24 protein-coding genes and 1 rRNA gene are annotated in these 25,756 nt (G+C 62.0%); 12 read left to right on the top strand and 13 right to left on the bottom strand.

Annotated features, from left to right (window positions below; all coding sequences use genetic code 11):
- Positions 1 to 251 precede the first annotated feature (251 nt).
- The 4 genes from Q0X18_RS15110 (at position 252) to Q0X18_RS15095 (ending at position 3,408) form a co-directional block, all read left to right on the top strand.
- On the top strand, positions 252 to 1,121 hold the full coding sequence (locus Q0X18_RS15110; RefSeq protein WP_297563779.1) for an ion transporter: 870 nt from the start codon (positions 252 to 254) through the stop codon (positions 1,119 to 1,121).
- Between the two features lie 36 nt (positions 1,122 to 1,157).
- On the top strand, positions 1,158 to 1,772 hold the full coding sequence (locus tag Q0X18_RS15105) for a lysophospholipid acyltransferase family protein (RefSeq protein ID WP_297563777.1): 615 nt from the start codon (positions 1,158 to 1,160) through the stop codon (positions 1,770 to 1,772).
- Between the two features lie 68 nt (positions 1,773 to 1,840).
- A complete protein-coding gene (gene prfA, locus Q0X18_RS15100; RefSeq protein WP_297563775.1) occupies positions 1,841 to 2,917 on the top strand; it encodes a peptide chain release factor 1 in 1,077 nt (358 codons plus the stop codon).
- Positions 2,918 to 2,940: 23 nt separating this feature from the next.
- The gene (locus tag Q0X18_RS15095; protein ID WP_297564012.1) at positions 2,941 to 3,408 is read left to right on the top strand and encodes an NUDIX hydrolase; all 468 of its coding nucleotides are present in this window, start codon (positions 2,941 to 2,943) and stop codon (positions 3,406 to 3,408) included.
- Positions 3,409 to 3,411: 3 nt separating this feature from the next.
- Here Q0X18_RS15095 and pheT read toward each other — a convergent pair whose 3' ends face one another.
- From pheT to Q0X18_RS15080, 3 genes are all read right to left on the bottom strand, one after another.
- Positions 3,412 to 5,766: a phenylalanine--tRNA ligase subunit beta gene (gene pheT / locus Q0X18_RS15090; protein ID WP_297563773.1), complete on the bottom strand. Its 2,355-nt coding sequence runs from the start codon at positions 5,764 to 5,766 to the stop codon at positions 3,412 to 3,414.
- A 12-nt stretch (positions 5,767 to 5,778) separates the two neighbouring features.
- Positions 5,779 to 6,858 carry a phenylalanine--tRNA ligase subunit alpha gene (pheS, locus tag Q0X18_RS15085; protein WP_297563772.1) on the bottom strand — a complete coding sequence of 360 codons (1,080 nt, stop codon included), beginning with the start codon at positions 6,856 to 6,858 and terminating at the stop codon, positions 5,779 to 5,781.
- A gap of 198 nt (positions 6,859 to 7,056) precedes the next feature.
- Positions 7,057 to 7,230: a hypothetical protein gene (locus Q0X18_RS15080; protein WP_297563770.1), complete on the bottom strand. Its 174-nt coding sequence runs from the start codon at positions 7,228 to 7,230 to the stop codon at positions 7,057 to 7,059.
- 75 nt (positions 7,231 to 7,305) lie between these two features.
- On the opposite strand from Q0X18_RS15080, the gene Q0X18_RS15075 reads away from it, so the two are divergent.
- The gene (locus Q0X18_RS15075; RefSeq protein WP_297563768.1) at positions 7,306 to 7,791 is read left to right on the top strand and encodes a hypothetical protein; all 486 of its coding nucleotides are present in this window, start codon (positions 7,306 to 7,308) and stop codon (positions 7,789 to 7,791) included.
- Between the two features lie 6 nt (positions 7,792 to 7,797).
- On the opposite strand, the gene Q0X18_RS15070 is transcribed toward Q0X18_RS15075, so the two are convergent.
- The 5 genes from Q0X18_RS15070 to rsmI all read right to left on the bottom strand — a co-directional run bounded on the left by Q0X18_RS15070 (position 7,798) and on the right by rsmI (position 12,056).
- Positions 7,798 to 8,430, bottom strand: a complete 633-nt coding sequence (locus Q0X18_RS15070) for a viroplasmin family protein (protein ID WP_297563767.1) — start codon at positions 8,428 to 8,430, stop codon at positions 7,798 to 7,800.
- A gap of 27 nt (positions 8,431 to 8,457) precedes the next feature.
- Complete coding sequence (gene msrA, locus Q0X18_RS15065; protein WP_297563765.1) at positions 8,458 to 9,003, bottom strand: peptide-methionine (S)-S-oxide reductase MsrA; 546 nt, start codon at positions 9,001 to 9,003, stop codon at positions 8,458 to 8,460.
- 211 nt (positions 9,004 to 9,214) lie between these two features.
- A protein-coding gene (locus tag Q0X18_RS15060; RefSeq protein ID WP_297557946.1) for an IS5 family transposase occupies positions 9,215 to 10,086 on the bottom strand; the annotation gives its coding sequence in 2 pieces (ribosomal slippage) (positions 9,215 to 9,738 and positions 9,738 to 10,086; 873 coding nt in all).
- 39 nt (positions 10,087 to 10,125) lie between these two features.
- The gene (pfkA, locus tag Q0X18_RS15055; protein ID WP_297563764.1) at positions 10,126 to 11,094 is read right to left on the bottom strand and encodes a 6-phosphofructokinase; all 969 of its coding nucleotides are present in this window, start codon (positions 11,092 to 11,094) and stop codon (positions 10,126 to 10,128) included.
- Positions 11,095 to 11,255: 161 nt separating this feature from the next.
- Positions 11,256 to 12,056 carry a 16S rRNA (cytidine(1402)-2'-O)-methyltransferase gene (gene rsmI / locus Q0X18_RS15050; RefSeq protein ID WP_297563763.1) on the bottom strand — a complete coding sequence of 267 codons (801 nt, stop codon included), beginning with the start codon at positions 12,054 to 12,056 and terminating at the stop codon, positions 11,256 to 11,258.
- A gap of 58 nt (positions 12,057 to 12,114) precedes the next feature.
- Between rsmI and Q0X18_RS15045 the strand changes: the two genes are divergently transcribed.
- From Q0X18_RS15045 to Q0X18_RS15035, 3 genes are all read left to right on the top strand, one after another.
- The gene (locus Q0X18_RS15045; RefSeq protein ID WP_297563762.1) at positions 12,115 to 13,251 is read left to right on the top strand and encodes a site-2 protease family protein; all 1,137 of its coding nucleotides are present in this window, start codon (positions 12,115 to 12,117) and stop codon (positions 13,249 to 13,251) included.
- A 168-nt stretch (positions 13,252 to 13,419) separates the two neighbouring features.
- A 16S ribosomal RNA gene (locus Q0X18_RS15040) occupies positions 13,420 to 14,908 on the top strand.
- A 298-nt stretch (positions 14,909 to 15,206) separates the two neighbouring features.
- Entirely contained in the window at positions 15,207 to 15,701 is a 495-nt protein-coding gene (locus Q0X18_RS15035) for an NUDIX hydrolase (RefSeq protein ID WP_374707537.1), read from the top strand.
- Between the two features lie 183 nt (positions 15,702 to 15,884).
- Here the strand turns inward: Q0X18_RS15035 and solA are convergent, their stop codons facing one another.
- Positions 15,885 to 17,054, bottom strand: coding sequence for an N-methyl-L-tryptophan oxidase (solA, locus tag Q0X18_RS15030; protein WP_297563755.1), 1,170 nt, complete (start codon positions 17,052 to 17,054; stop codon positions 15,885 to 15,887).
- Positions 17,051 to 18,022 (bottom strand): NADPH:quinone oxidoreductase family protein, encoded by a 972-nt coding sequence (locus tag Q0X18_RS15025; RefSeq protein WP_297563754.1) that lies wholly within the window; start codon positions 18,020 to 18,022, stop codon positions 17,051 to 17,053. The genes solA and Q0X18_RS15025 overlap by 4 nt, the downstream gene beginning before the upstream one ends.
- A gap of 127 nt (positions 18,023 to 18,149) precedes the next feature.
- On the opposite strand from Q0X18_RS15025, the gene crtI reads away from it, so the two are divergent.
- From crtI to Q0X18_RS15010, 3 genes are read left to right on the top strand one after another with little or no spacing between them, the layout of a single operon-like run.
- Positions 18,150 to 19,790 (top strand): phytoene desaturase family protein, encoded by a 1,641-nt coding sequence (gene crtI / locus Q0X18_RS15020; protein WP_297563752.1) that lies wholly within the window; start codon positions 18,150 to 18,152, stop codon positions 19,788 to 19,790.
- Positions 19,791 to 19,799: 9 nt separating this feature from the next.
- Entirely contained in the window at positions 19,800 to 20,450 is a 651-nt protein-coding gene (locus Q0X18_RS15015) for a SinI family restriction endonuclease (protein ID WP_297563750.1), read from the top strand.
- A 4-nt stretch (positions 20,451 to 20,454) separates the two neighbouring features.
- On the top strand, positions 20,455 to 21,612 hold the full coding sequence (locus Q0X18_RS15010) for a DNA cytosine methyltransferase (protein ID WP_297563748.1): 1,158 nt from the start codon (positions 20,455 to 20,457) through the stop codon (positions 21,610 to 21,612).
- On the opposite strand, the gene ilvA is transcribed toward Q0X18_RS15010, so the two are convergent.
- On the bottom strand, positions 21,609 to 22,841 hold the full coding sequence (ilvA, locus tag Q0X18_RS15005) for a threonine ammonia-lyase (protein ID WP_297563747.1): 1,233 nt from the start codon (positions 22,839 to 22,841) through the stop codon (positions 21,609 to 21,611). The two genes, Q0X18_RS15010 and ilvA, sit on opposite strands and share 4 nt — an antisense overlap.
- A 113-nt stretch (positions 22,842 to 22,954) precedes the next feature.
- Here ilvA and Q0X18_RS15000 point away from each other — a divergent pair, with 113 nt between their 5' ends.
- Positions 22,955 to 23,194 carry a transposase gene (locus Q0X18_RS15000; RefSeq protein WP_297563744.1) on the top strand — a complete coding sequence of 80 codons (240 nt, stop codon included), beginning with the start codon at positions 22,955 to 22,957 and terminating at the stop codon, positions 23,192 to 23,194.
- A gap of 716 nt (positions 23,195 to 23,910) precedes the next feature.
- Here the strand turns inward: Q0X18_RS15000 and Q0X18_RS14995 are convergent.
- The gene (locus Q0X18_RS14995) at positions 23,911 to 24,384 is read right to left on the bottom strand and encodes a CYTH domain-containing protein (protein WP_297563742.1); all 474 of its coding nucleotides are present in this window, start codon (positions 24,382 to 24,384) and stop codon (positions 23,911 to 23,913) included.
- Positions 24,385 to 24,406: 22 nt separating this feature from the next.
- On the bottom strand, positions 24,407 to 25,672 hold the full coding sequence (gene bshA, locus Q0X18_RS14990; RefSeq protein ID WP_297563739.1) for an N-acetyl-alpha-D-glucosaminyl L-malate synthase BshA: 1,266 nt from the start codon (positions 25,670 to 25,672) through the stop codon (positions 24,407 to 24,409).
- Positions 25,673 to 25,756 lie beyond the last annotated feature (84 nt).

Raw genomic sequence — 25,756 nt, 5'->3', positions numbered from 1 at the left:
ACCCAGCCACCCTGACAGAAACAAAATCATTGTGTAAAGTGGCAGAACCAGCAAAACCCCAGGTAGGCTAGCAACTCCCAGGCTATTGTAAAGTGCAGGGAACTGCACCACAACAGCCGCTGTTGCCCAGCCAACTGACCAGGCAACCACCCAGAGGCTCATCTCGATGAGCGTATGGTGAACGGTTCACCTTTCCAGTCTATGAGGCTGCACGCCCGGCCAGGAGGTTGCCAGAGCCTATACTTGGGCCTGTGAGTGCCTCTACACCCAATCCCCTGGGTCGTCTGGTGGCGTCGGCCGCCTTCAACCGCTTTGTTACCGCTGTTATCGTGTTTGCTGCCATACTGGTGGGCCTCGAGACCTACCCGCCCCTCATGGCGCGCTACGGCCCCGCCCTCCACCTGCTCAACAACCTGGTGCTGGCTATTTTTGCCCTCGAGGTGCTGCTGCGCATGGGGGCGCTGTGGCCCCGGCCGCTCCGCTATTTCCTCGACGGCTGGAACGTCTTCGATTTTTTGATCGTGGTGGGGAGCCTGCTGCCGGGGCTGGGGGCCTACGCGGTGGCGGCCCGCCTGCTGCGGCTCCTGCGGGTGTTGCGCCTCGTCCGCACCCTCCCCGACCTGCAAATTATTTTGGGCGCGCTATTGCGCAGCATCCCCTCCATCGGCTACGTCTTGCTGCTGATGCTGCTTTTGCTCTACGTCTACGCAGTGGCCGGGGTGTTTTTGTTCGGGGCCAACGACCCCTTCCACTTCGGCAACCTGCACACCGCGTTGCTCACCCTCTTCAGCATCCTGACCTTAGAAGGCTGGGTGGATGTGCTGCGCGTCCAGTACTTTGGCTGCGAGCGCTTCGAGCTGCCCGACCCGGCCCTGTGTGTCCAGCCCCAGGCCCAGCCGCTGGTCGCGGTGGTGTATATGGTCTCGTTTGTCCTGCTGGGCACCCTGGTGTTTTTGAACCTGCTGGTGGGCATCATCGTGAATAGCATGGACGAGATGCGCAAGAGCCTGCAGGAGCGCAAGGCGCCATCCTCCGACCTCGAGGCCCGGCTGGCAGAGCTACAGGCCAGACTGCGCGAGGCCCAGGCCCTGCTGGATAACCTGGCCGGGCGCCGCGGGTGAGCTGCTCGATGCCATCCTTTATGCTATACCGGTAGCATGAAGCATCCTTACGCAATTCAGCCCCGGACGCCCTGGCAGCGTTTTGGGGTATGGGCCTTGCAACGGCTGGGCTGGACGGCCGTGATGGCCCCGCCTCCCGGCCAGAAGTTCGTGCTGGTGGGCTACCCCCACACCTCCAACTGGGACTTTCTATATGCCTTGCTGTGGGGCATGGCCTCGGGCACCCGCTTTCGCTGGGTGGGCAAGAAAGAGCTCTTTCCGCCGGTGCTGGGCGCGGTAATGAAGTGGCTGGGGGGCATTCCGGTGGATCGGGCCAAGGCAGGCGGCGATTTTGTGGGCCAGGTGGCGCGCATCTTCGAGCAGCACGACAACCTGTGGGTGGTGGTGGCCGCCGAGGGCACCCGCGGCCGCGCCCCCTACTGGAAAAGCGGGTTCTATTACATGGCCCTCAAAGCCCGCGTGCCCATCGCCCTGGCCTACATTGACTACCGCAAGAAAGAGGTGGGGGTGGGCGGCTACCTCACCCCCACGGGCGACCTCGAGGCCGACTTCGAGCAGATCCGGGCCTTTTACCAGGACAAGGTGGGCAAAGACCCCCGCAAACAAAGCCCCATCCGCCTTAAACCCAAAGACGGCGAACCACCCGCCTAACCCACAATGCAAGGTCGCGCCTACCCGCGCCCACGCTTCCGCGCTATTCTGGTAGATAGTGACCGTGTATGCTGGAGAAACTTGAGTCCTTAGAAGCCGAGTACCAGGCGCTCGAGCGCCAACTGGCCGACCCGGCGGTGCTCACCAATCAGAGCGAGTATCAGCGCATCAGCAAGCGCTACGCCGAGATGGGCCACCTGGTCGAAACCATTCGTAGCTACAAAGAAGCCCTGACCCACCTGGCGGAGGCCCGCGAACTGCAGTTCGACCCCGAGCTGGGCGAGATGGCCCAGGCCGACATCGCGGCCCTCGAGCCCCGCATCCGCGAGCTGGAAGCCGAGCTCGAGCTGCTGCTGCTGCCCAAAGACCCCCTCGATGAGAAGAACGCCATCGTGGAGATCCGGGCCGGCACCGGGGGCGAGGAGGCCGCGCTGTTTGCCGCCGAGCTGCGCGACATGATCATGGAGTACGCCCGGCAGGGCGGCTACCGGGTCGAAGTCCTGGACACCTCGCTCACCGACCTGGGCGGGGTCTCCAAGGTTTCCTTCGAGGTGACCGGGCCGGGGGCTTATGGCTACCTGAAGTACGAGGCCGGGGTGCACCGGGTGCAGCGGGTGCCCGCCACCGAGACCCAGGGCCGCATCCACACCTCCACCGCCACCGTAGCGGTGATGCCCGAGGCCGAGGAGGTGGATGTCCAGATCGACCCCGCCGACCTCGAGATCACCGTCTCTCGGGCCTCGGGGCCGGGAGGCCAGGGGGTCAACACCACCGACTCCGCGGTGCAGGTTCTGCACAAGCCCACCGGCATGATCGTCTCCTGCATGGAGTCGCGCAGCCAGATCAAAAACAAAGAAAAAGCCCTCTCCATCCTGCGTTCGCGCCTCCTGGAGATCAAGCGGGCCGAGGAAGCCGCCCGCCGCCGGGAAGACCGCCTGGCCCAGATTGGGGCGGGCGAGCGCTCGGAGAAAATCCGCACCTACAACTTCCCCCAGTCGCGCGTGACCGACCACCGCATCGGCTTCACCACCCACGACCTGGAAGGGGTGCTGGCCGGCGACCTCTCCAAGCTGCACGAGGCCCTGCGCAAAGCCGACCAGGAACGGCAGCTCGAGGCTCTGTCCGCCGCACCCAAGACCGCCTAGGCGCAGGTGGTCTTATGCATGGGTTGCGACGTGACCTATTGGTGGCGGCCGCCATCCTGATGGACAGGCAGGGGCGGGTCTTGCTGGTCGCCAACGACTGGAGCCGCCGTGGCCGGGTACGCTATACCCTGCCGGGGGGGATGGTCGAAGCTGGGGAAACCGTGCTGGCCGCCATCGTGCGCGAGGTACAGGAAGAAACCGGCCTGCGCATCAAGGCCATCCAGCACCTGGCCTACGTGGTGCAGGTGGAGGACGCCCGCAAAAGCGAGCGCACCATCGCCATGGCCTTCCGCGCCGATTACGAGGGCCTGCTCAACCCCAAAGACCCCGATGGGCACATCGTGGAGGCCCGCTTCTTTACGGCCGAGGAGGTCGCGGTCAAGCTGGATGAGCACCGGCCCCTGCTGGAGCCCCTCATGGACTATATCCGGGGGGAGCGGGGCCGGTTTTATGCGTACTCGAGCTGGGGCGGCGAGGGCACCCGGGTATAAGCCTCAGCGGCGAATGGCAAAACCTTTTTGCTCGAGCGCGGCGATGATGTTTTGCATAAACCCATCGGTCTCCGGGTCGGTCAGGGTGCGCTCGGGGTGGCGGAAGGTAAGGTGGAAGGCCAGGCTTTTTTGCCCTTGCTCGAGGGGCTTGCCCCGGTATACATCGAATAGCTCGAGCTTTTCCAGGTATTCCCCAGCGCCCGCACGAATCAGCCGCTCGACCTCGGCATAGGGGGTGGCGTCCGGTACTACCACGGCCAGGTCGCGCATAGAAGCCGGGTACTTGGCAATATCCACGAAACCTCCAGAACCCTTGCTGAGGGGGAGGGTCAGTTCGAACAAGAACACCTGCGGCAGCTCCAGCGCCGCGGCAATGGCCGGGTGCAGCGCGCCGATCTGCCCCACCTTTTGCTCGTTCCACCAGACCGCGCCGCTGATGCCGGGGTGCAGGTAGGGCACAGTCTCTTTTTCGACCCGCACGCGGCTCCCCAGGTTGTGTGCAGCCGCCTCGAGGAGCCCCTTAAGGGCAAAAAAGCTGCCTTCCAGGCCCTTTTGCCACAGACCCGGAACCGGGTCACCGCACAGCAAAGCCGCCAGGTGCAGGGATTCGACCTGCCTGAAGACCTTACCCACCTCGAAAAGCAGAAAAGGCCCCTCTTCTCCCTGGGTCAGGGCAGTTTGCAGGTTCTTGAGCAGACCGGGGTAGAGAGCAGTGCGTAGGGCGGTGCGGTCGGGGGTCTGGGGGTTCTGCATGAACACCGTGGGGGCCGGCGCTCGCATCAGGGTGCATTCCTCGGGGGAAGACCAGGAGTAGTTCAGCACCTCCTGAAAGCCCAGCCCAGCCATCACCTGCTTGAGCCGCTCGTTGGCCTCGTAGGGGGCCTCCACACCCAGGTTGTCGGGGTGTGGGAAGAAGCTGGGCAGGGTGGTGGGAATCTGCTCGTAGCCCACAATGCGGGCCACCTCCTCTATCAGGTCTTCCTCGATGTTCAGGTCTACGCGGTGGCTGGGCGGGGTCACAGCCCAGACGCCGGCCTGATCGGTGGGCTCCACAGTGCAGCCCAGGCGGCGGAGCACCTCGGCCTGGGTGGTCTCGGGGTACTCGAGCCCGACCAGCCTCGAGGTGTAGGCGGGCCGGAAGGCGATGGGCGGGTGGGGCCGGGTGTGGTTGAGGTCGAGCCGATCCTGAGCCACCTGCACCCCAGGGCCGCCCCAGGCCTGCAAAAGCTCCATAAAGCGATCGGCGGCTAAAAGCTGCCCGTCTTTGTCCACCCCGCGCTCAAAGCGGTAGGAGGCCTCGGTCTTGAGGCCCAGCCGCCGGGCGGTGCGGCGCACCCGCACCGGGTCGAAGTGGGCCACCTCGAGGGCCACCGCGCTGGTGGTTTCGCGGATCTCGTCCTCGAGACCCCCCATCACCCCAGCCAACCCGGCGGGGCGGGTCTGTGGGCCGTCCTTGACCGCAATTAGCAGGTCGCGCTCGTCCAGGGTGCGCTCCTGCCCGTCCAGGGTGACCAGTTTTTCGCCCTTCTGAGCCCGGCGCACCACCAGGCCCTCCCGAATGAAGGCGGCGTCGTAGGCGTGCATGGGGTTGCCCAGCTCGAGCATGGCGTAGTTGGTAGCGTCTACTACGTTGGAGATGGGCCGCATCCCTGCGGCATACAGGCGGCGCTGCACCCAGAGCGGGCTGGGCCCCACCCGCACCCCCTGCGCATAGGACAGGGTAAAGCGGTCGCAGCCCTCGGGGTCTTCGATCCAGACTCCAAACGGCAGTGGTAGGGGCATGGTCTGGGGCTTGGGGCTAGGCCGCACCAGGCTCAGGCCCAGGGCGGCCAGGTCGCGGGCCACCCCGTAGACCGAGAGCCAGTCGGGGCGGTTGGGGGTGATCTCGACCTCGATCACCTCGTCGGGGCCCCAGGCCTCGGCCAGGGGGGTACCGGGCGGCAGGGCCTCGGGCGCAAACTCGAGCAACCCCCCGGCATAATCGCCCACCCCCAGCTCCTTGGGCGAAAGGGCCATACCGTAGGACTCGAGGCCGGCGATGGTGCGCACCCGCAGCTCACTCCCATCGGGCAGCAGCGTACCCGGCAGGGCCAGGGCCACCCCCATGCCCACTTTGGCGTTGGGCGCACCGGAGATCACCTGCACCTCCTGCCCAATGTCCACCACAAGCCGGCGCACCTCCTTGCCCTCGAGGGGCTCGACCTGCAGCACCCGGCCAAACACCACCCCGCTGGGCGGTGGGGCCAGCCGGGTGATGGACTCGGTCTCGAGGCCCAGTCCGGCCAGAAGCTCTTCCAGGCGCTCGCTGCTGGGCGCATCGGGTAGAAATTCCTTGAGCCAGCTATAGACAATTTTCATCTGCAAACCCCACTAGCCTCTAAACTGCCGCAAAAAGCTCAGTCGGTTCTGGTAAAAGTAGCGGATATCGGGGATACCGTAGCGCAGCAAGGCCAGCCGCTCGACCCCCATCCCGAAAGCCCAGCCGGTCATGCCCTGGTAGGCCCTGGGCAGGCCCTGCCGCTCGCGGTAGTCGTCCACCGCTTTGAACAGGTAGGGGTGCACCATGCCCGCCCCGCCCAGCTCGAGCCACTTCTGACGCTCAGGCCACCACATGGCAAACTGCACCCCTGGCTCCACAAAAGGGAAAAAGGTGGGCTGGAAGCGGGCCTTGCCCTCCTTGCCAAAAAGCCCCCGGGCCAGCTCGCTGATGGCTCCTTTGAGATCGGCCATGGTGATGCTGGGCCCCACCACCAGGCCCTCGAGCTGGTGGAACATGGCCTCGTGCGAGGCGTCGGTCTGTTCGTAGCGGAACACCCGACCCGGCACCACAATTCTGAACGGCGGGGTGTGCTGGATCATGTAGCGGATCTGCATGCCCGAGGTATGGGTGCGCAGCACCGCCCCGCCCAGATCGGTCACATCCTCGCCAAAAGGCCCCTGAATGTTAAACGCTTCTTTGGAAGCGGACGCCGCACGATTGAACTCAACCCAGAAAGTGTCCTGCATGTCCCGCGCAGGGTGCCACTCAGGCATGTTCAGGGCGTCGAAGTTGAAGAACTCGCTCTCCACCTCGGGGCCTTCCACCACGCTGAAACCCAGCCTGCGAAAGATGTTGACCAGCTCTTGCATAATCAGGCTGGTGATGTGCAGCCCCCCTGAAGGAAAAGCGTAGCCCGGCAGCGAGACATCCAGGGCTTCCTGCTCGAGCCGGGCCTGCAGGGCCTGTTCCTTTAGCTGGGCTTCGCGCACCTCCAGCGCCTCCTCGAGGGCCCGCTTCCACTCATTCAGCACCCGGCCCTTTTCCTTGCGTTCCTCGGGTGGGAGCTGGCCCAGGGTTTTCATCTCCTGGGTCACCCGGCCGTTTTTGCCCAGGTACTGCACCTTCAAGCTTTGTAGGCTCTCCAAATTGGGCGCATTGCCGATTTCTTCTAGCGCTGCTGCAATATCCATGCGACCTCCAACAAACCTCGCCCAGTCTACCCAAACGCGGTGGGCGGCACACAGGCCGCCCACGAGAGAATTGCGTCTCCCGCGGGCCTAGCCAAAAAACCACCTCCTGGCCATACTTGTGGGTTAGCCTATCACCCGACCGAAATCCCGGTCAATCGCAGCCCTTACTCGGGACTACCACGTCGCCCGGCCTTGCTGTCACCCAACAATAAACAACAGCAGCCCCAGCACAGCCGTCCCCACCGCACTGACCATCAGGATGGGGAAGGCTTTGTTGAGGTTTGGGTTGCGCGGGGCCAACACCCGCCAGAGCGCTACTTCTACTGCACTTATCACCAGCAGCAACAATCCAGCCAGTTGGAGGGGTTCCACTGGCCCATTGTAAACAAACCTGCTTTGGTCAAAGTAGCACTGTGGCAGTACACCGGGCAGGTATACTTCGGCTTGATGCTTAGCTGGCTCGATTTAATGGCCCTACTGGTTCTCTCAGCGGCCCTCGGCGTAGGCATTCGCCAAGGGGTTCCTTTCACACTGGCAGTTATACCCGCATTGGTACTGTATGTGTTGGTGATGTCTTGGGTAGGGCCACTGCTTCCCCTTGCAGCGCTGCCCTTTCTGGCGCTGGCCCTGGGTTTGGGAATGGCTTATGTGAGCCACCTCATTCCGGTAGCTTCTCTAACCCCTATCCTCGAGGGAATCATTGGTGGTGTGGGGGGGTTGGTATGGGGCCTGTTCTTGGCCTTTGTCATCTGGGTCGGCTTCCCCAGCGAGTTTGTGGCTTCCACCGGCGCGCTGCGCTATCCTTCCGAACAAATTCCCAGCGGGGTCAAAGACGGTATTGTCAGCAGCCCCTTTGCCCGCCCCCTGTTCGACTGGGCGGCAGGAAATCCCGTGATCAAGAGAGCTTTGCTCCCACACGTCAACCATCCCTGAGCCCACCTATTTCCTTCCAAAATCTGCCGGGTTTTCTCCCCAGCTATCGGTCTGCCATTTGAGAATTGGGTTGGGGTAGGTATGGGAGCGTAGCCAGGCCTCGGCCTGGGCTATGCGCTCGAACAACTCGGCGTTTTGCTCGGTGCGCACCAGGTTGGTACGGGCTTTTTTTGCCTTTACCCAGGCAATCGCGTTAATCGAGTCGGAGTAGATGGGCCAGGTCTGGCCCTTCTCCTTGCACAGCATCAGGGCCTCGACAATCGCCAAAAACTCGCCCACGTTGTTGGTGCCCTGGGCAAAGGGCCCCCGGCGAAAAATCTCCTTGCCCGAAGCGGTCTCCACACAGCGGTACTCCAGCAGCCCCGGATTGCCACTGCAGGCTGCGTCCACACAGTAGCTGGGGGTAATCGGCGGAGGGGCTTCTAGTAGCCGCTTCTGCGTGGCTCTCTTGCCCAGGTAGTCCTGGTATCTGCCTGCAAAGGCCTGGCGGGCCTCATCCAGGTTTTCAAAAGATTTGTACTCGGCTCCCACAAACCCCTTGACCTGCGCCTCGGCTTCGGGCCAGGAGGAGAATATACCGGTCTTTCGGCCCTTCCAGACCACGTAATGCTTGTTTTGATTCTTTGCTGCTCGAGCCATGCCCCAGGAGTCTACCCTGAACCCCACTCAAACCGCGCGCTTGAGCCGATCGAAGTACTGCTTACGAAACTTGGCCACTTTGGGGCCCACCACCACCGTACAGTAGGGCTGGTAGGGGTTGCGTTTGAAGTATTCCTGGTGGTAGTCCTCGGCGGGGTAAAACCGCTCAAACGGCACCAGCTCGGTCACGATGGGGTTTTCCCACACCCTGGCCTGGGTCAGGGCCTGTATGACCTCCTGGGCCACGGCCTGCTGCTCCGGGGAATGATAGAAAATCACCGAGCGGTACTGCGGCCCCACATCGTTGCCCTGGCGGTTGGGCGTGGTGGGGTCGTGGATGGTGAAGAAGACCTCGAGCACCTCCCGGTACGAGATGACGCTGGGGTCGAAGGTAATCTGCACCACCTCGGCGTGGCCGGTCTGCTTACTGCACACCTGCTCGTAGGTGGGGTTGGGCACATGCCCCCCCGAATACCCCGAAACCACATCCACCACACCTTTTAGCTCGTCGAAAACGGCTTCAAGGCACCAAAAACACCCACCGCCCAGGGTGGCGACTTCTAAAGTCTGCATGATTGCATTCTTACGCCGAAGCCGCGCAGGCTGATGTGAGACAGGCAACGGTCATACGCATTTCGGTAGTATCGTTCACTTCGGCAAGCCTAAACGATACTACCGAAATGCCTTTCTATTCCCTTCGGTCGGCTTGAATCCTTCATCTCTGACTTCGTCCAACGGTGAAGGATTCAAGCGGAAACGGTATCAGAGACTGTCTTAATACTTTCTAGGAGGCCAATCTTCTGACCATAAGCCGAATCATCGCTGTGTGGATGAAGGTCTCTGAGCTCTCGGGCAGAAGCTCATAGTCCCGGTTCAGCCTCCGATTGAAGCTCAGCCAGGCAAACGTCCGCTCCACCACCCATCTGCGGGGAATCACCACAAACCCCCGATGCCCCCGCGTCCTCTTCCGCACTTCCTCCTCCAAGTCCTCCGGAAGAGGCTGGTCTTTAGGCCACCAAATACCCCGGAAGTTGGCATCCGGCCTGCGCACCACCTCCACCGTCCAGCCCAAGGTGCGCCGAACCCATTCCTCAAACCTGCGCTTGTACCCCCCATCCACAAACAGATGCGACAACCGCTTCGACAGCCCCCTGGCCCCCTCCAGCACCTCTCGCCCCCCCTCCGCATCCGTGAGGTGGGCGGGCAGCACCTTGACTCCCAGCACCAGCCCCTGGGTATCCACCAAGAGATGTCGTTTGCGCCCCTTTACCTTCTTGCCCGCGTCATACCCCCTGACCCCCCTTTTCCCGAGGTCTTCACGCTCTGGCTATCCAGAATCCCCGCGCTGGGTTCGGGCAGGCGTCCTGCTTTACGGCGGGTTTTCTCGCGCAGGGTGGTATGTATCTGTTCCAGAAAACCCGATTTGCGCCACAAACGGAAGTAGTGATAGACGGTTTTCCAGTGGGGCAGGTCATAAGGCATCATGCGCCAGGCGCAGCCGGCGCGGGTGATGTAGAAGATGCCGTTCAGGATTTCCCGCCAGGGATTCTCCCGGGGGCGATGGGGGGCGGCGGAGGGCTGGGGCATCAGGGGTGCCAGAATAGCCCACTCCTGGTCGGTCAGATCGCTGGGGTAGCGGCTTTGTCTGAGTTCCATGCGTGACTATAGCATGAGGGAGGCTATTAAGACAGTCTCTCATAAAGCCAGCACTTTAGCCAGCTCGTATTTCTTGTGGTTGATATCCTTACGCTTCTCGATGGCTTCCTTGAAAGGGGTGAGGCGGATTTCATCGTTAACTTCGCCAATCGCAACCCCGCTGGCCCCGCTTAGCAAGGCTTCTACGCAGGCAGCCCCCAGGCGGCTCGCCAGCACCCGGTCTTTGGCGGTAGGGCTGCCGCCCCGTTGGATATGGCCCAGCACCGTCACCCGCGCGTCGAAGCCCGAGTACTGCCGCACGTCCCTGGCCAGTTGTTCGGCGCCGCCCTCGTAGCCCCCCTCAGCCACCACCACAATGGAAGAGCGTTTGCCCTTCTCCGCCGATTTATTTATAACCTCGGCACAGGCCTGGGCGTCGGTGGGTATCTCGGGAATCACGATCACCTCGGCCCCCCCAGCAATGCCCACCTCGAGCGCAATAAAACCCGCATGGCGGCCCATCACCTCGATAAAGAAGACCCTCGAGTGGCTGGCTGCGGTATCGCGGATGCGGTCAATGGCTTCTAGCGCGGTGTTCACCGCCGTATCGAAGCCAATGGTGTAATCGGTGCCGTAGAGGTCGTTGTCAATAGTGCCGGGCGCGCCCACCACCGGAATGTGGTGTTCGGCCAACAGCTTCGCCGCGCCGGCATAGGTGCCGTTGCCCCCAATAGCGATGACCCCGTCTATGCCGGCCCTCTTCAGATTCTCAGCCGCTCTGGCCCGGCCTTCGGGGGTCATAAACTCTTTGCTGCGGGCGGTGAGCAGAATGGTACCCCCCCGCTGCAAGGTATTGGCCACGTCGCGGGGTCCCATCGGCACAAAGTCGCCCTCGATCATGCCCTGGTAGCCGCTCCGAATGCCGATGACCTCGAGGCCGTGGGCCACACCCGAACGCACCACCGCCCGAATGGCCGCGTTCATGCCAGGCGCGTCGCCTCCACTGGTAAAAACTGCTATTCGCTTCATCAATCCGTACTCCTAGAGAAGAACTTGCCAGCGCCTTCAGCCAAAAACTGCCTGTTAGTTTACCCAGAAAGTGTATTTGTAGCACCCACCGTCCAGGCATCGGCGAACGACTGTGTGCCCTTAGGCTAATTGCCCCTCATCCTGGGGCCCTCAGAGGGTACTTAGGGCGCATCCGGCTTATGAGCGAGTTCGTAGGCCCGGTTGCGGGGAACCCCGGCCTCGGTCAGGGCTTTGACCAGGGCTTTGCCTTTCAGGCCCTGGGCTTTGAGATGCTCGAGCACTGCTTCTGCTTCTTGCCCAGGGGCTTCTGTAGGCTCCGCTTTGGGGCCCAGCACCAGCACAAACTCACCCCTGGGTTCTTTGAAGTGTTCCAGCGCGTCGGCCAGCCTGCCCCGCCAGACTTCCTCGTGCAGCTTGGAAAGCTCCCGCGCCACCGCCACTGGGTGCTCGGGGCCGTAGATTTGTAGCAGATCCTGCAGGGTCTCGCGCAGGCGGTGGGGAGCCTCGTAGAGCACCACGGTACGGCCGGCCACCTGCGCCAAGCGGGCCCGCCGTTCCGAGCGCTTCTGAGGCAGGAATCCCTCGAAGGCGAAGCGGGCAGTTGGCAGGCCCGAGGCCACCAGGGCCGGAATTAGCGCGGTGGGGCCGGGCAGCACCTCGAGCTGCCAGCCTTCTTTTAGGGCCAAGGCCACCAGTTCGGCGCCGGGGTCGGAGATACCGGGGGTACCAGCATCGGTCACGTAGGCCACCCGTTCGTACCCCTCCAAAAGCTGCCGGGCCTGGCCCACGGTGTGCTGGTCGAGGCGCACCATCGGCTTGGAGATGCCAAAGTGTTTGAGCAGAATGCCGGTGCGCCGGGTGTCCTCGCAGGCCACCACCTCGGCCTCCCTGAGCACCCGCAAAGCCCGCAGGGTGATGTCCTCGAGGTTGCCGATGGGGGTGGGTACCAGGCTCAGGCGCATGGGCCTAGTCTACCCGTTGTTTGAGGGGGTTTCTTGCAGGGTAGTACTATACGTCTAAATGTTCGCCAAAACCATCCGCCTGCCCTTCCGGCTCCTGGGCATTCCCATCTCGCTCGACCTGAGCTTTCTGATTGTGCTGCCCCTTTTTGCCTTTCTGATCGGCAGTCAGCTTCCGGTCTATCTGCGACTGCTACAAATTAGCGCCCCTCCGGAACTTTTGCAGGGCCCCATCCCATATCTGCTGGGATTGCTGGCGGCTTTGGGCCTTTTTCTGAGCGTGCTCGTTCACGAGCTGGGGCACGCCCTCACGGCGCGGGCCTATGGCGTACAAACCCGCGAGATTACCCTGTGGCTCCTGGGTGGGGTGGCCCAGCTCGAGCAGATCCCCCGCACCCGCGGGGCCGAGGCCGTCATCGCCATTGCCGGCCCCATCGTGAGCGTGCTGCTTTCGGGCCTGTTTACCCTTCTGCGCAGCATCGCACCCCCCGCTGCCGAAGGGCAGTTTTTGCTGGGCTACCTGAGCCTGATTAACCTGAGCCTGGCCCTCTTCAACCTGCTACCGGCCCTGCCCCTCGACGGTGGACGCATCCTGCGCAGCCTGCTGGCCCTGTACAAACCCTACCTCGAGGCCACCCGCACCGTCGTCGCGGTCAGTAAAGTGATGGCCTTTGCCCTGGGCCTGCTGGGCCTGCTCATCGGCAACCTCTTCATGCTCCTGATCGCCTTTTTCGTCTTTATGGCGGCCAGCGCCGAGGCCGAGCAAACCGTGCTCAGTCGCACCCTCGAGGGCCTCTGGGTGCGCGATCTGATGACCCGCGAGGTAAGCACCGTGTCGCCCGCCCTGACCGTGGCCGAACTCCTGGAAAAGATGATGCTCGAGCGGCACGTGGGCTACCCGGTGGTGGAAGAAGGACGGCTCCTGGGCCTGATTGGCCTGGAAGACCTGCACGGGGCCTCGCCCCAGACCCGGGTGCTCGAGCGGATGCGCCCCCCTTTGCAGGTAAACGAGGACACCGAGGCCCTCGCCGCCTTGCAGCGCATGGCCGAACAGGGATTCTCGAGGCTCCTGGTTACAGATGAGCAGGGTAATTTGGTTGGCATCCTGAGCAAAACCGACCTGCTGCGGGCCTTGCAACTCCGTGCTGCACAGATAAGTTTGTCTGCCCACTCCAACCCGCACACCGGGAGGGCTTGACAGTTTTTGGGGTAGTCGGTACACTTCTCGTTGCGCTGCCACGAGGTAGCCAAGCACCTTGACAAAGAAAGATCAGCAGAAACACGAACCATACGTCGTTTTCTCGGACGTTTATAAACGAGAAAGACCTTCGATACAGGTCTACTCAGTCTCGCCTCAGGGCGAGCATATATGGAGAGTTTGATCCTGGCTCAGGGTGAACGCTGGCGGTATGCCTAAGACATGCAAGTCGCACGGACTGTTTCGGCAGTTAGTGGCGGACGGGTGAGTAACACGTAGGTGACCTACCCCAAAGTCTGGGACAACTAGGAGAAATCTTAGCTAATCCCGGATGTGAACCTCGGTTTTGACCGATGTTTAAAGCTTCGGCGCTTTGGGATGGGCCTGCGGCGCATCAGGTAGTTGGTGGGGTAATGGCCTACCAAGCCGACGACGCGTAGCTGGTCTGAGAGGACGATCAGCCACAGGGGTACTGAGACACGGACCCCACTCCTACGGGAGGCAGCAGTTAGGAATCTTCCGCAATGGGCGAAAGCCTGACGGAGCGATACCGCTTGAAGGACGAAGCCCTTCGGGGTGTAAACTTCTGAACTCGGGACGATAATGACGGTACCGAGGTAATAGCACCGGCTAACTCCGTGCCAGCAGCCGCGGTAATACGGAGGGTGCGAGCGTTACCCGGATTTACTGGGTGTAAAGGGCGTGTAGGCGGTCTTTCAAGTCCGATGCTAAAGACCGAAGCTCAACTTCGGGGGTGCGTTGGATACTGTGAGGCTAGACGGTCGGAGAGGGTAGCGGAATTTCCGGAGTAGCGGTGAAATGCGCAGATACCGGAAGGAACGCCGATAGCGAAAGCAGCTACCTGGACGATTTGTGACGCTGAGGCGCGAAAGCGTGGGGAGCAAACCGGATTAGATACCCGGGTAGTCCACGCCCTAAACGATGAGTGCTGGGTGTCCGACATCTGTTGGGTGCCGTAGCTAACGCGTTAAGCACTCCACCTGGGAAGTACGGTCGCAAGACTGAAACTCAAAGGAATTGACGGGGGCCCGCACAAGCGGTGGAGCATGTGGTTTAATTCGAAGCAACGCGCAGAACCTTACCAGGTCTTGACATCCTGGGAACCCTGGTGAAAGCCGGGGGTGCCCGCAAGGGAGCCCAGAGACAGGTGCTGCATGGTCGTCGTCAGCTCGTGTCGTGAGATGTTGGGTTAAGTCCCGCAACGAGCGCAACCCTTGTTGCTAGTTGCCATCAGTTCGGCTGGGCACTCTAGCGAGACTGCCTACGAAAGTAGGAGGAAGGCGGGGATGACGTCTGATCCGCATGGCCCTTACGACCTGGGCGACACACGTGCTACAATGCCTGCTACAAAGCGCTGCGACCCGGCAACGGGAAGCCAATCGCACAAAAGCAGGCTCAGTTCGGATTGGGGTCTGCAACTCGACCCCATGAAGCTGGAATCGCTAGTAATCGCGGATCAGCCATGCCGCGGTGAATACGTTCCCGGGCCTTGTACACACCGCCCGTCAAGCCATGGGAGTGGGTTTTGCCTGAAGTCGCCGGGAGCCACAGGCAGGCGCCTAGGGTAAGGCTCATGACTGGGGCTAAGTCGTAACAAGGTAGCTGTACCGGAAGGTGCGGCTGGATCACCTCCTTTCTAAGGAGCATTTACGCAGCGTGTCTGCGTCATCTTGTAATACCTCTGGTATTGCAAGCAAGCTCGGCTGATCTTTCTTTGTTCAAGGTAAGCGCCCTTCGGGGCGCTTTTTTGTTTGATCTCTCGTTGTAAACCAACCTTGCTCTACCTGCCGAAGCTTCCGCTTATGTGCCTTCGTGCACGACAAACACCCATGTTTCATGTACACTAAAACCAGGTACCCATTTTTGGGTCATTGGAAAGTTGCTACAGTATGCGTTATTCAGTTGGTTCGCGCCGTCGTAAACCCAGACGCGGCGTGGCTGGGGTTAGAGGATCCCAGGCACTGCCACAATCCCGCCGCCGTGTAACTTCGGCGGGAGGGGTGGTATTGCGGGAGCGGGCCGGGGGCAAGGGCCTCGAGGTGCTTCTCATTGCCATCAAGGACGGGCGGGTCTGGAGTCTGCCCAAGGGCCAGGTAGAGCCTGGCGAGCGCTATCCACAAACGGCTGTCCGCGAGGTGCGCGAGGAAACCGGTATCGAGGCCAAAGTGCTGGCCCCACTGGGCAGCATTCGCTATCACTTCACCGTTAAGGACGACGGTATACAAACCACCGTTACCAAAGAGGTGCACCACTTTTTGATGGGCTACGTGAGCGGAACCCCCCAGCCGCAAAAGGAAGAGGTAGACGGAGTGGCCTGGTTCCCCGTACGCGAGGCCCTAAAGCGGCTTTCGCATCAGAACGAGCGCAACGCCGTTCTCAAGGCCCTGGCCGCCTGGGATGCACGGGTGCCCATCGGCGCGCAACCGTAAAGCTCAATCTTTCTTTTTAAACACCTCGGCAAACGGGGCGGTGATCAAAAGAATGATCAACAGCAAACCCAGCCCCACCACGCCGCCCAGCATCCATTCCATTGGGGTTACACTCGAGAGCATCGAACATCCTCCGTATCGCCAGGAAGCATATCATACCCCCCATGGGTATTTGAAGCCCGCCTATGCCCAGGCCGGTCTTTGACCGAGGCGAAAAGGGCTTAAATCCAGGGTGCTTTTTCCGTGTAGGGCCAACTCGGCCATGATCTCCCCTACCGCCGCCGAATGTTTGAAGCCGTGGCCCGAGCAGGGTGAGGCCACCAGGATGCGCTCGGAATCGGGGTGGTGGTCGAGGATGAAGTCTCCATCGGCCGTGGAGGTATACAAGCAGGTGGCGCTTTTGAGGCAGGCAGGGCCCAGCCCTTTCAACCGGCCCTGCACATAGCGCTCGAGGAAAGCCTGGATCTCGACCCCCTGCACGCTGCGCTCGACCCAGTCGGGGTGGGTGGATACCCGCGACTGCTCGGTGGCTACCTTCACCCCTTGGGCCACCTGGGGAAAGCCATAAAAGTGCTCGCCCTCGCCGCTGCCAAACATCCAGATAAAAATGGGGAAACGCCCCGGTGCGTAGGTGTGGGCATCCTGGGCCTCGAGCCAGAACAACACCTGGCGGTAGACCCGGAGCACCCGCTTAAAGGGCTCGCCCAGCAGGTCGGCTGCCCAGGCCCCCGCGCTTACCACCACTCTGGCCGCGGTGTAGCGGTTCTTATCGGTCTCGAGCCAGACCCCATCGGCTTGGGGGATAATCCTCTGCACCCTTTCGCCTGTGTGCACGCTCGCACCCAGGCGCTGGGCCTGCTCGAGCTGAACCTGTATACAGCGCTCGGGGTAGAGCAGCCCGGCCCCCGGCTCGTAGTAACCGGTCTCGTCGCCCTTCAGGCCAAACTGGGGAAAGCGCGCCTCGATCTGGGCCGTGTCCAGCACCTCGTGGGGAATCCCAAACTGCCGGGCCGCCTGGATGGTGCGCCGCAAAAACTGTGGCTTGCCGTGGTGCAGGGCCTCGCCCACCGAGCTGCTTAGAATCAGGCCCCCGCAGGCCAGGAAAAGCGAGGCCCCGCTCTGGGCCTCGAGCTCCCGCCAGATCTCGTGCGAGCGCAGCACCAGCGGCACATACGCTGCCCCCTCCCCAATGGCCTGCCGGGTGATGCGGGTCTCGCCGTGGCTGGAACCGTAGGTATGTGGGGGCCTGTGCTGGTCCAGGCCGATCACCCGGGCCCCGCGCCAGGCAAGCTGGTACAGCGCAGCACTGCCCATCGCACCCAGGCCCACCACCACTATATCGGCGCTGTTCATGGCTCCAGAATCACCTTCCCGGTGTTCTTGCGGCTCAGCACGAACCGGAAGGCCTCGGCGGCCTCTTCCAGCTTGAAGCGCTCCCCCACCACCGGCCTGATCTGGCCCGAAGCCACCAGGGGCATCAGGAAGGCCACAGCGGCCTGCATCTCGGCGGGGTCGCTCAGGAACGGGGTGAGCCAGACCCCAATCACGCTCTGGTTGCCCTTCATCAGGCCCACCGGGTACATCTGGGCCATCTCGCGTGAGGCCGAGCCGATTACCAGCAAGCGGCCCCTGTAGGCCAGCATCTTGAGGCTCTGGGCGAAACCCGCGCCCCCCACCACCTCCATCAGGATGTCCACCCCTTTGCCCTCGGTGGCGTTCCTGACAGCCTCGACAAGGTTGTCCTGGGTGTTGAGCAGGGTCACGTCGGCCCCCAGGCGGCGGCACAGGGCCAGCTTTTCTTCGCTGCTAGCCAGGGCGATCACCCGCAAGCCCATCTGCTTGGCAATCTGAATGGAAGCCGTACCCAGCGCACCGGCAGCCGCCTGAATGAGCACCCATTCGCCGGGCTGGGCCCGGGCCTGGGTTCTCAGGGCAAAGTAGGCGGTGAAGTAGGAGACCGGAAAGGCCGCGGCCTCGGCTGCGCTCATCTGGGGCGGCAGCGGCAGCACCGAACGGGCCGGCACCACTGCATACTCGGCAAAAGCGCCGCTACCCCCCAGGGCCGCCACCCGCGCCCCTGGCTGCAACCCATCCACCCCCTCGCCAAGGGCCTCGATAACTCCCGCGAACTCCATGCCCGGCACCGTGGGGTAGCGGGTGCGCACCAGGTATTCACCGGCCACGTAGAGGATATCGGCGAAGTTGAGCCCTGCGGCCTCGACCCGGACGAGCACCTGCCCAGGGCCGGGGCTGGGTTTGGGAAGGTCGGTAAGCTCCAAGACCTCGGGGCCGCCAGCGCGCTGTACCTGAATGGCTTTCATGTTGCACAGCATAAATCCCAAGGCCTGTTGCCGCCACCGGAAATAATCTGGTAGGTTCGATTATCTCCGCAGAATGTAGCACCGCCGAAAAATGTCCCTGGCCCCAGGGGGTATCCTTGGCGGTGATATGACGAAAACGGCCATTGTGATTGGATCGGGTATTGGGGGCCTGGCCATGGGCCTCCGCCTGCAAAGCCTGGGCTTCGATACCACCATTGTAGAAAAACTGGACGGCCCCGGCGGGCGGGCCTACGTGCGGCAGGTGGACGGCTTCACCTTCGATATGGGGCCCACCGTAATAACCGTGCCGCACTTCATCGAGGAGTTGTTTAGCCTCGAGCGCGGGAAACCCAACCTGCACCTGCCCGACTTCCCCCCCGAGGTGCGGGGCGAGGACAAGCGCATCAAGAGCGGCCTCTCGGGGGGGCCCAACACCAGCAAGTACGTGCAGATCGTCCCCATTCTGCCCTTTTATCGCATCTACTTCGACGACGGCACCTTCTTCGACTACGACGGCGACCCCGAGAACACCCGCCGCCAGGTCAAGGAGCTGGGCGAGCCGGGCGACCTCGAGGGCTACGAGCGCTTCCACGCCGACGCCAGGGCCATTTTCCAGCGGGGGTTCCTCGAGCTCGGCTACACCCACTTCGGCGACCTGGGCACCATGCTGCGGGTGGTGCCCGACCTGCTACGGCTGGATGCGGTGCGCACCCTGTTTAGCTTTGCCAGCAAGTACTTCAAGTCGCCCAAGCTGCGCCAGGTCTTCAGCTTCGAGACCCTGCTGGTCGGGGGCAACCCCCTCAGCGTACCGGCCATCTACGCCATGATTCACTTCGTGGAGAAAACCTGGGGTATCCATTTTGCCCTGGGAGGTACCGGGGCTCTGGTGCGGGGTTTCGTGCAAAAGTTCGAGGAGCTGGGCGGCAAAATGCGCTACAACGCCGAGGTCAAGAAGATTAACGTGGTGCGCGAGGGCCGAAAGAAAATTGCCAAGGGCATCACCCTGGCCGACGGCAGCGTGCTGCACGCCGATATTGTGGTCTCCAACGCCGACTACGCCCACACCTACCTGAAGCTAATCGAGCCCGAGTACCGCTTCTGGCACTCTGACCTTATCGTGAAAAAACGGCCCCAGAGCATGTCGCTGGTGGTGATCTATTTTGGCTTCAAGGCCGATGGCACCGAGGGTCAGAAGCTGCGCCACCACAACATCATCCTGGGGCCGCGCTACGAGGAGTTGCTACGCGACATCTTCGGGCGTAAGGTGCTGGCCAAGGACTTCAGCCAGTACCTGCACATCCCCACTCTCACCGACCCCAGCCTGGCCCCGCCCGGCCACCACGCGGCCTACACCCTGATTCCAGTACCCCACAACGGTAGCGGACTGGACTGGGATCTGCTGGGCGAGCCCTTTGTGAACAAGGTGCTCCGCTTCCTGGACGAGCGCGGCTACTTGCCGGGCCTGATGGAGCGCCTGGTACACAAGAGCTTTATCACCCCCGACTACTTCGAGCACACCCTGAATAGCTACCTGGGCAACGCCTTTGGGCCCGAGCCCATCCTGGCCCAGTCGGCCTACTTCCGGCCCCACAACCGCAGCGAGGACATCGCCAACCTTTACCTGGTGGGCGCGGGAGCCCAGCCCGGCGCGGGCACTCCCAGCGTGATGATGTCGGCCAAGATGACCGCCCGGCTGATTGCCGAGGACTTCGGAATTGTGGATAAGCCTGTGGAAAACCATTCACACAGAGAGCCGATAAGCGTTTAGTATTGGTGGATGAATTTTGAAGGTTTGCTGGAGGTGGCTCACAACATTGTCCGTTCCCTTAACCGTCCCTGGGATGGCCGCCTCGAGGTCATTCTGCGCTACTGTGCAGAGCACAGGGCCTTCCCCAAGATCGGCAGGTTAAGCCCGGAGGGCGAGGATTTGCCCACTTATTTGAAGCTTTACATTACGCGCTATTACGGGGCTCGAGAGCAACGCCTGGAGTTTCGCGCCGTTGGAACCACCCCTGATCCCGCTGTGGACGTGATTCTCCAGGCATTTGCTGGGCTAAGGGATCTGTCAGTCGTATCGGAGCACCACCGCCAATCGATGGCAGCAGAAAACCTGCTGGGCCAACTACTGGAACGCTACATTGCCGAGCAGCTCGAGCCACAGGGCTGGGTATGGTGTGCTGGCAATACCGTGCGTTCGGTTGACTTCCTGTCTGGCGACCTTAGCACTGCGCTGCAGGTCAAGAATCGAGACAACAGCGAAAACAGCTCTTCTTCTGCTATCCGCCAGGGCACTTCCATTAAGAAGTGGCATCGCATCAATTCGAAAACGGGCAAAACCAATTGGCCCAGTTTCCCCGTTAAGGAAGTGAGTTTGAGCGAAGAAGGCTTTCATCGCTATATTGAAGCTTACGCAAATAGCCTAAAATAGAGCTGTGCATAACCTATCGCATATTTCTCTGTTCTCCGGGGCGATGGGTCTAGATCTGGGCTTGGAGCAGGCAGGTTTCATTACGCAAGTTTTGGTTGAGCTAGACCCGATAGCTCGCCAAACCATTCAGTACAACCTCAAGCGCCTTGGTCGCACAGCGGCCATTTTTGAGGACGTAACGCAGGTGACCGCAGAGATACTGCTCGAGGCCGCTGGCCTGCGCGTAGGCGAGGTTACCCTCATTTCCGGCGGCCCCCCCTGCCAACCCTTCAGCACTGCAGGGCGCCGGGCTGCTATACAGGACCCTCGAGGGAGCCTTTTTCGAGACTTCGTTCGTCTTATCGAGGGGGTGCAACCCCGCTTCTTTGTGATGGAGAATGTGCGGGGCCTCCTGTCGGCTGCCATCCGCCACCGCCCCATCAAGGAGCGGGGGAAAGGGGCTCCCCCTTACGAACCCGATGAACTTCCAGGCTCAGCCTTTCAGGTCATCCTTGGGGAGTTTGATCGCCTTGGTTACTCCTATGTATACGGCCTGCTCAATGCGGCCGACTATGGTGTGCCCCAGGTGCGCGAGCGGGTGATTATTATTGGTAGTCGAGACCACGAACCTATTGCCCTGCCCCGACCTACCCACCACAAAGATGGTCTGCACTTACCCCGCTGGCGCACAGTACGCGAGGCCTGGGATGGGTTAGACGATCCATCTCCGGAGTATCCACCTTACCCCGAGTCGCGGTTACGTTTTTTGCGCCTGATTCCTGAGGGGGGCAACTGGCGCGATCTACCCCCCGAACTCTGGCCGGAAGCCATGGGGGGGGCGTTTACCTCTGGGGGAGGGAAGGTGGGTTTTTATCGCCGGCTGGCCTGGGACAAACCAGCCCCCACCGTCACCACAAGCCCTGCACAAAAAGCCACCGACATGTGCCACCCCTCTGAGCTAAGGCCCATTAGCGTCCGGGAAGCAGCCCGGCTGCAAGGCTTTCCCGACGAATGGCTGTTTTGTGGTTCAATGGCAGATCGCTATCGACAAATTGGCAACGCCGTTCCGGTGGGCCTGGGTAAAGCCATCGGCGAGAGCATTGTGGCAACCATGCGGGGGGAATCGCGAACCACCATCCGGCAGGGCCGTCTGTTCGAATTGGCGGGCAAACCCAGCTCTTAATCCGGCCACTCCCCCACCCGTTCCCGCTCGGGGTGGTAGCCGGCCTGCTCGAGCCGCGCCAACACTTCTTCGCCATGCTCGGCGTCGCGCACCTCCAGCACCAGCTCCACCCCCACCTTGCCCAGCGGGGCCAGCCAGAGGGCCCGGCGGTGGAAAATATCGATGATGTTGGCCCCGGCGGCGGCCACATGATCCACCACCCGCGCCAGCGCCCCCGGACGATCCACCACCGCCAGCTTGAGCAGCAGGTAGCGGCCCTGCCGCACCATCACCTGCTCGATTACCCGGGAAAGCAGGTTGCCGTCGATGTTGCCCCCGCATAGCACCGTGGCGACGGTCTGGCCGGGCCGCACTGGCACCTTGCCGGCCAGGATGGCCCCCATCCCGGCAGCCCCGGCCCCCTCCACCACCAGCTTGAGGTTCTGGGCGCAGTGCGCAATGCCGCGGGCGATCTCGTCGTCGGTGACCTCAAGCACCTGGTCTACGTACTGCTGAATGAGGGGCAGGGTTAGCTCGCCTGGACGTTTGACCGCAATGCCGTCGGCGATGGTCTGGGCCACCGGCACGCTCACCGGATGCCCGGCCTTGAGCGAGGGGTTGACCGGCGCACAGCCCGCCGCCTGCACCCCCACAATCCGGGTCTGCGGGCGCAGGCTCTTGACCGCTACCGCGATGCCGCCAATCAGGCCGCCCCCGCCGATGGGCACCACCAGCACGTCCAGGTTGGGCAGGGCCTCGAGCAGCTCGAGGCCAATGGTGCCCTGCCCGGCGATGATCTTTTCGTCGTTGAAGGCGTGCACGTAGGTGTAGCCGTGCTGCTGCTGCAGCTCGTGGGCGTGGGCCACCGCATCGTCGAAGCTGGCCCCATAAAGCACTACCTCGGCCCCCAGGCGGCGGGTCGCCACCACCTTGGTGAGGGGGGCGTGCTGGGGCATTACGATCACCGAGCGGATGCCCTGCAGGGCTGCGGCCAGGGCCACCCCCTGGGCGTGGTTGCCCGCCGAAGGGGCGATCACCCCACGGGCTTTTTCCTCGGGGGTGAGGGCGGCAATTTTGTTATAGGCCCCGCGAATCTTGAAGGAACCGCTCTTCTGCAAACACTCCGCCTTGACAAAAACCTGCGCCCCAAGCTCGTCGGAGGTGAGCGGGTCAGGCAGGGTGGGGGTGGGAGCGACGATCTCGCGGATTACCTCACGGGCGGCCTGGATGTCTTCTAAGCGCACTGCCATGCGGTGATTGTATCGCTAAGTGCCCTACCACTGAATTTTCTTCATCCCGGGGCCCCGCGGGGAGAAACAAATAAGAGACTGTCTTAATAGCCTCCCTCATGCTATAGTCACGCATGGAACTCAGACAAAGCCGCTACCCCAGCGATCTGACCGACCAGGAATGGGCCATACTGGCACCCCTGATGCCCCAGCCCTCCGCCGCCCCCCATCGCCCCCGGAGAATCCCTGGCGGAAATCCTGAACGGCATCTTCTACATCACCCGCGCCGGCTGCGCTGGCGCATGATGCCCTATGACCTGCCCACTGAAACCGTCTATCACTACTTCCGTTTGTGGCGCAAATCGGGTTTCTGAACAGATACATACCACCTGCGCGAGAAACCGCGTAAAGCAGACGCCTGCCGAACCAGCGCGGGATCTGGATAGCCAGAGCGTGAAGACTCGGAAAGGGGGTCAGGGGTATGACGCGGGCAGAGGTAAAGGGCGCAAACGGCATCTGCTGTGGATACACAAGGCTGGTGTGGAGTCAAGCGCTTGAGAGGAAGTGCGAAGGACGCGGAGAGGGTGGTGAGCGACGTTTGCCTGCTGACTTCAATCGGAGCTGAACGGGACTATGAGCTCTACCTGAGAGCTCAGAGACCTCATCACACAGCGATGATCCGCTTATGGTCAGAAGATTGGCCTCCTAGAAAGTATTAAGACAGTCTCTAATACCGTTTCCGCTTGAATCCTTCACTGTGGGGCGTAGTCAAAGGTGAAGGATTCAAGCCGACCGAAGGGAGTAGAAAAGCATTTCGGCAGTATCGTTTAGGCTTTCAAAAATGAACGATACTGACGAAATGCGTATAAGTGTTCGAGAAGGAAAGCTCAGGTTGCTTTTGCGGGCCAAAGGGCAAATCTTCCGGTGGAATACTTAGAGCAATCGGCCCACCCGCCTCACAGCATGGTGGAGATTCTGGCGGAATGCTTGATCAGATCCGAAAGATATAACGTCAGTGTGCCTGGACTCACGCGGTAAGCATGGGTGATTTTTGCAGGCCGATGAGCACTCGAGAAGTCTGTGCCAAAGGTCAGGGCCTGCCCCACCTCGAGAACGGATGTTCTACCAGGTTGGCATTCAGGTAGCGAGGGTCGTGGGTGACCTCCTCTCCCACCCAGTCGGGCAGCTCGAGGGGTTGGTCGGGCGACTCGAGCTCCACCTCGGCCACCACCAGGCCCCGGTTCTCCCCCATAAACTCGTCCACTTCCCAGACCCGCCCGCCAAACTCAACACGGTAGCGGGTTTTCTCGATCAGGGGCTTTATGCAAAGCCGGTCGAGCAGTTCGCTGGCCTCGGCCAGGGGGATGGGGTACTCGTACTCGAGGCGGGTCATCCCCAGGGCCTGGCCCTTGATGGTCAGATAGGCTTCATCGCCGGCGATGCGCACCCGCACCGTGCGCTCTTCTTGTCGGCACAGGTAGCCCTGGCGGTAAGGAGTGCCCACCGCCCCCTTCTTCCAGACCGAGGAACGCACCAGAAATTTACGTTCGATTTCCTGGCCCATGCCTGATTGTATGGGGCGTGCGCTACCCCGCTTCAAGCACTTTATTGAGGGTCTTCTCGTAGACCTCGAGGTACCTGGGCAGCACCACCTCGGGCCGGAAGTGCTCGATAGCCCGCGCGCGGGCCGCCTCGCCCATGGCGCGGCGACGGGTGCGGCTGGTGAGGATTTCCAGGCTGGCCTCGAGCATCGCCGGTATATCCCCCATGGGCCGCAGGAAACCGGTTTTACCCTCTTCAATCAGCTCGGGCAGCCCGCCCACCCGGCTCGCCACCACCGGCACCCCACTGGCCATGGCCTCGAGGGCCACCAGACCGAAGGACTCCTGCTCGGAGGGCAGCAAGAACAGATCGGCCACGCTCATAAACTTCTCGATGCTGGGCGTGGATTCCAAAAACTGCACCCGCCCGGCAATCTCCAGCTCATCGGCCAGCTCCATGCACTCCTGGCGCAGCGGTCCATCGCCAATCATAAGCAGGCGGGCCGGCATGCGCTCGAGAATACCAGCAAACACCCGTAGCGCATCCAGCGGGCGCTTGACCGGGCGAAAGTTGGAGACATGCAGCACGATGGCCTCCTCAGGCTGGGCAAAGCGGGCCCGGTAGGCCGGGTCTCTGTTGGGCTGGAAGCGCTCCGGATCCACCCAGTTGTAGATCACCTCAATCTCGCGCTCCACCCCCAGCTGGGTGCGGGCCTCCTCGGCCAGTGCACGGGAAACTGCTGTCACCGCGTCCGAGCTGCGCACCGCGTGCTGGGTGGTTTTGGCAAAAGCCGGCTCACGCCCGACCAGGGTAACGTCGGTGCCATGCAGGGTGGTTATCACCTTGATGTCCAGCCCCATCTCACGAGCCAGGATGGCGCTCGTCGCATGTGGAATGGCGTAATGTGCGTGCACCAGATCGATTTTGAAGCGTTCGATGAGCTCGGCAATGGAGTTGGCCGCCGTAAGGGTGGTGAGGGGCTCCTGGAACAAGGGGTAGTCGGCGCTCAGCACCTGATGGAAGTTGAGGGAACCAGCCCGCAACGGCTTTTTGAGCAGACCCAACCAGCGGGCCACGCTCTGTTTGGAGGCCTGAAAAATGCGGCCCAGCCCACCCACCGGGTTCTGGCCCATCGAGCGCAGGTTGCTGCTAAGACCAAGCTGGTTGAGCCGTTCTTCGGTCAGGCGGAAGGGCCGTTCGGTAGCCACCAGATGCACATCATGCCCCAGACCCGCCAGGGCCAGGGCCAGCTCAGTTGCCACCACACCCGAACCCCCTGCGCTGGCGTGACAAAGAATTGCGATGTTCATAAAACCTCCTGTTCGGGTTAGCTCAAGATTCGGAACCGGACACCCCTAAAAGTCGTGCTCCATACTGCATGCATCGGGTCAGCG

This window comes from Meiothermus sp. (assembly GCF_026004075.1).
In the GTDB taxonomy this organism is placed as follows: Bacteria; Deinococcota; Deinococci; order Deinococcales; family Thermaceae; genus Meiothermus.
The sequence above is the reverse complement of the archived record's forward strand: the minus strand, read 5'-3'. Positions and strand labels throughout refer to the sequence as shown.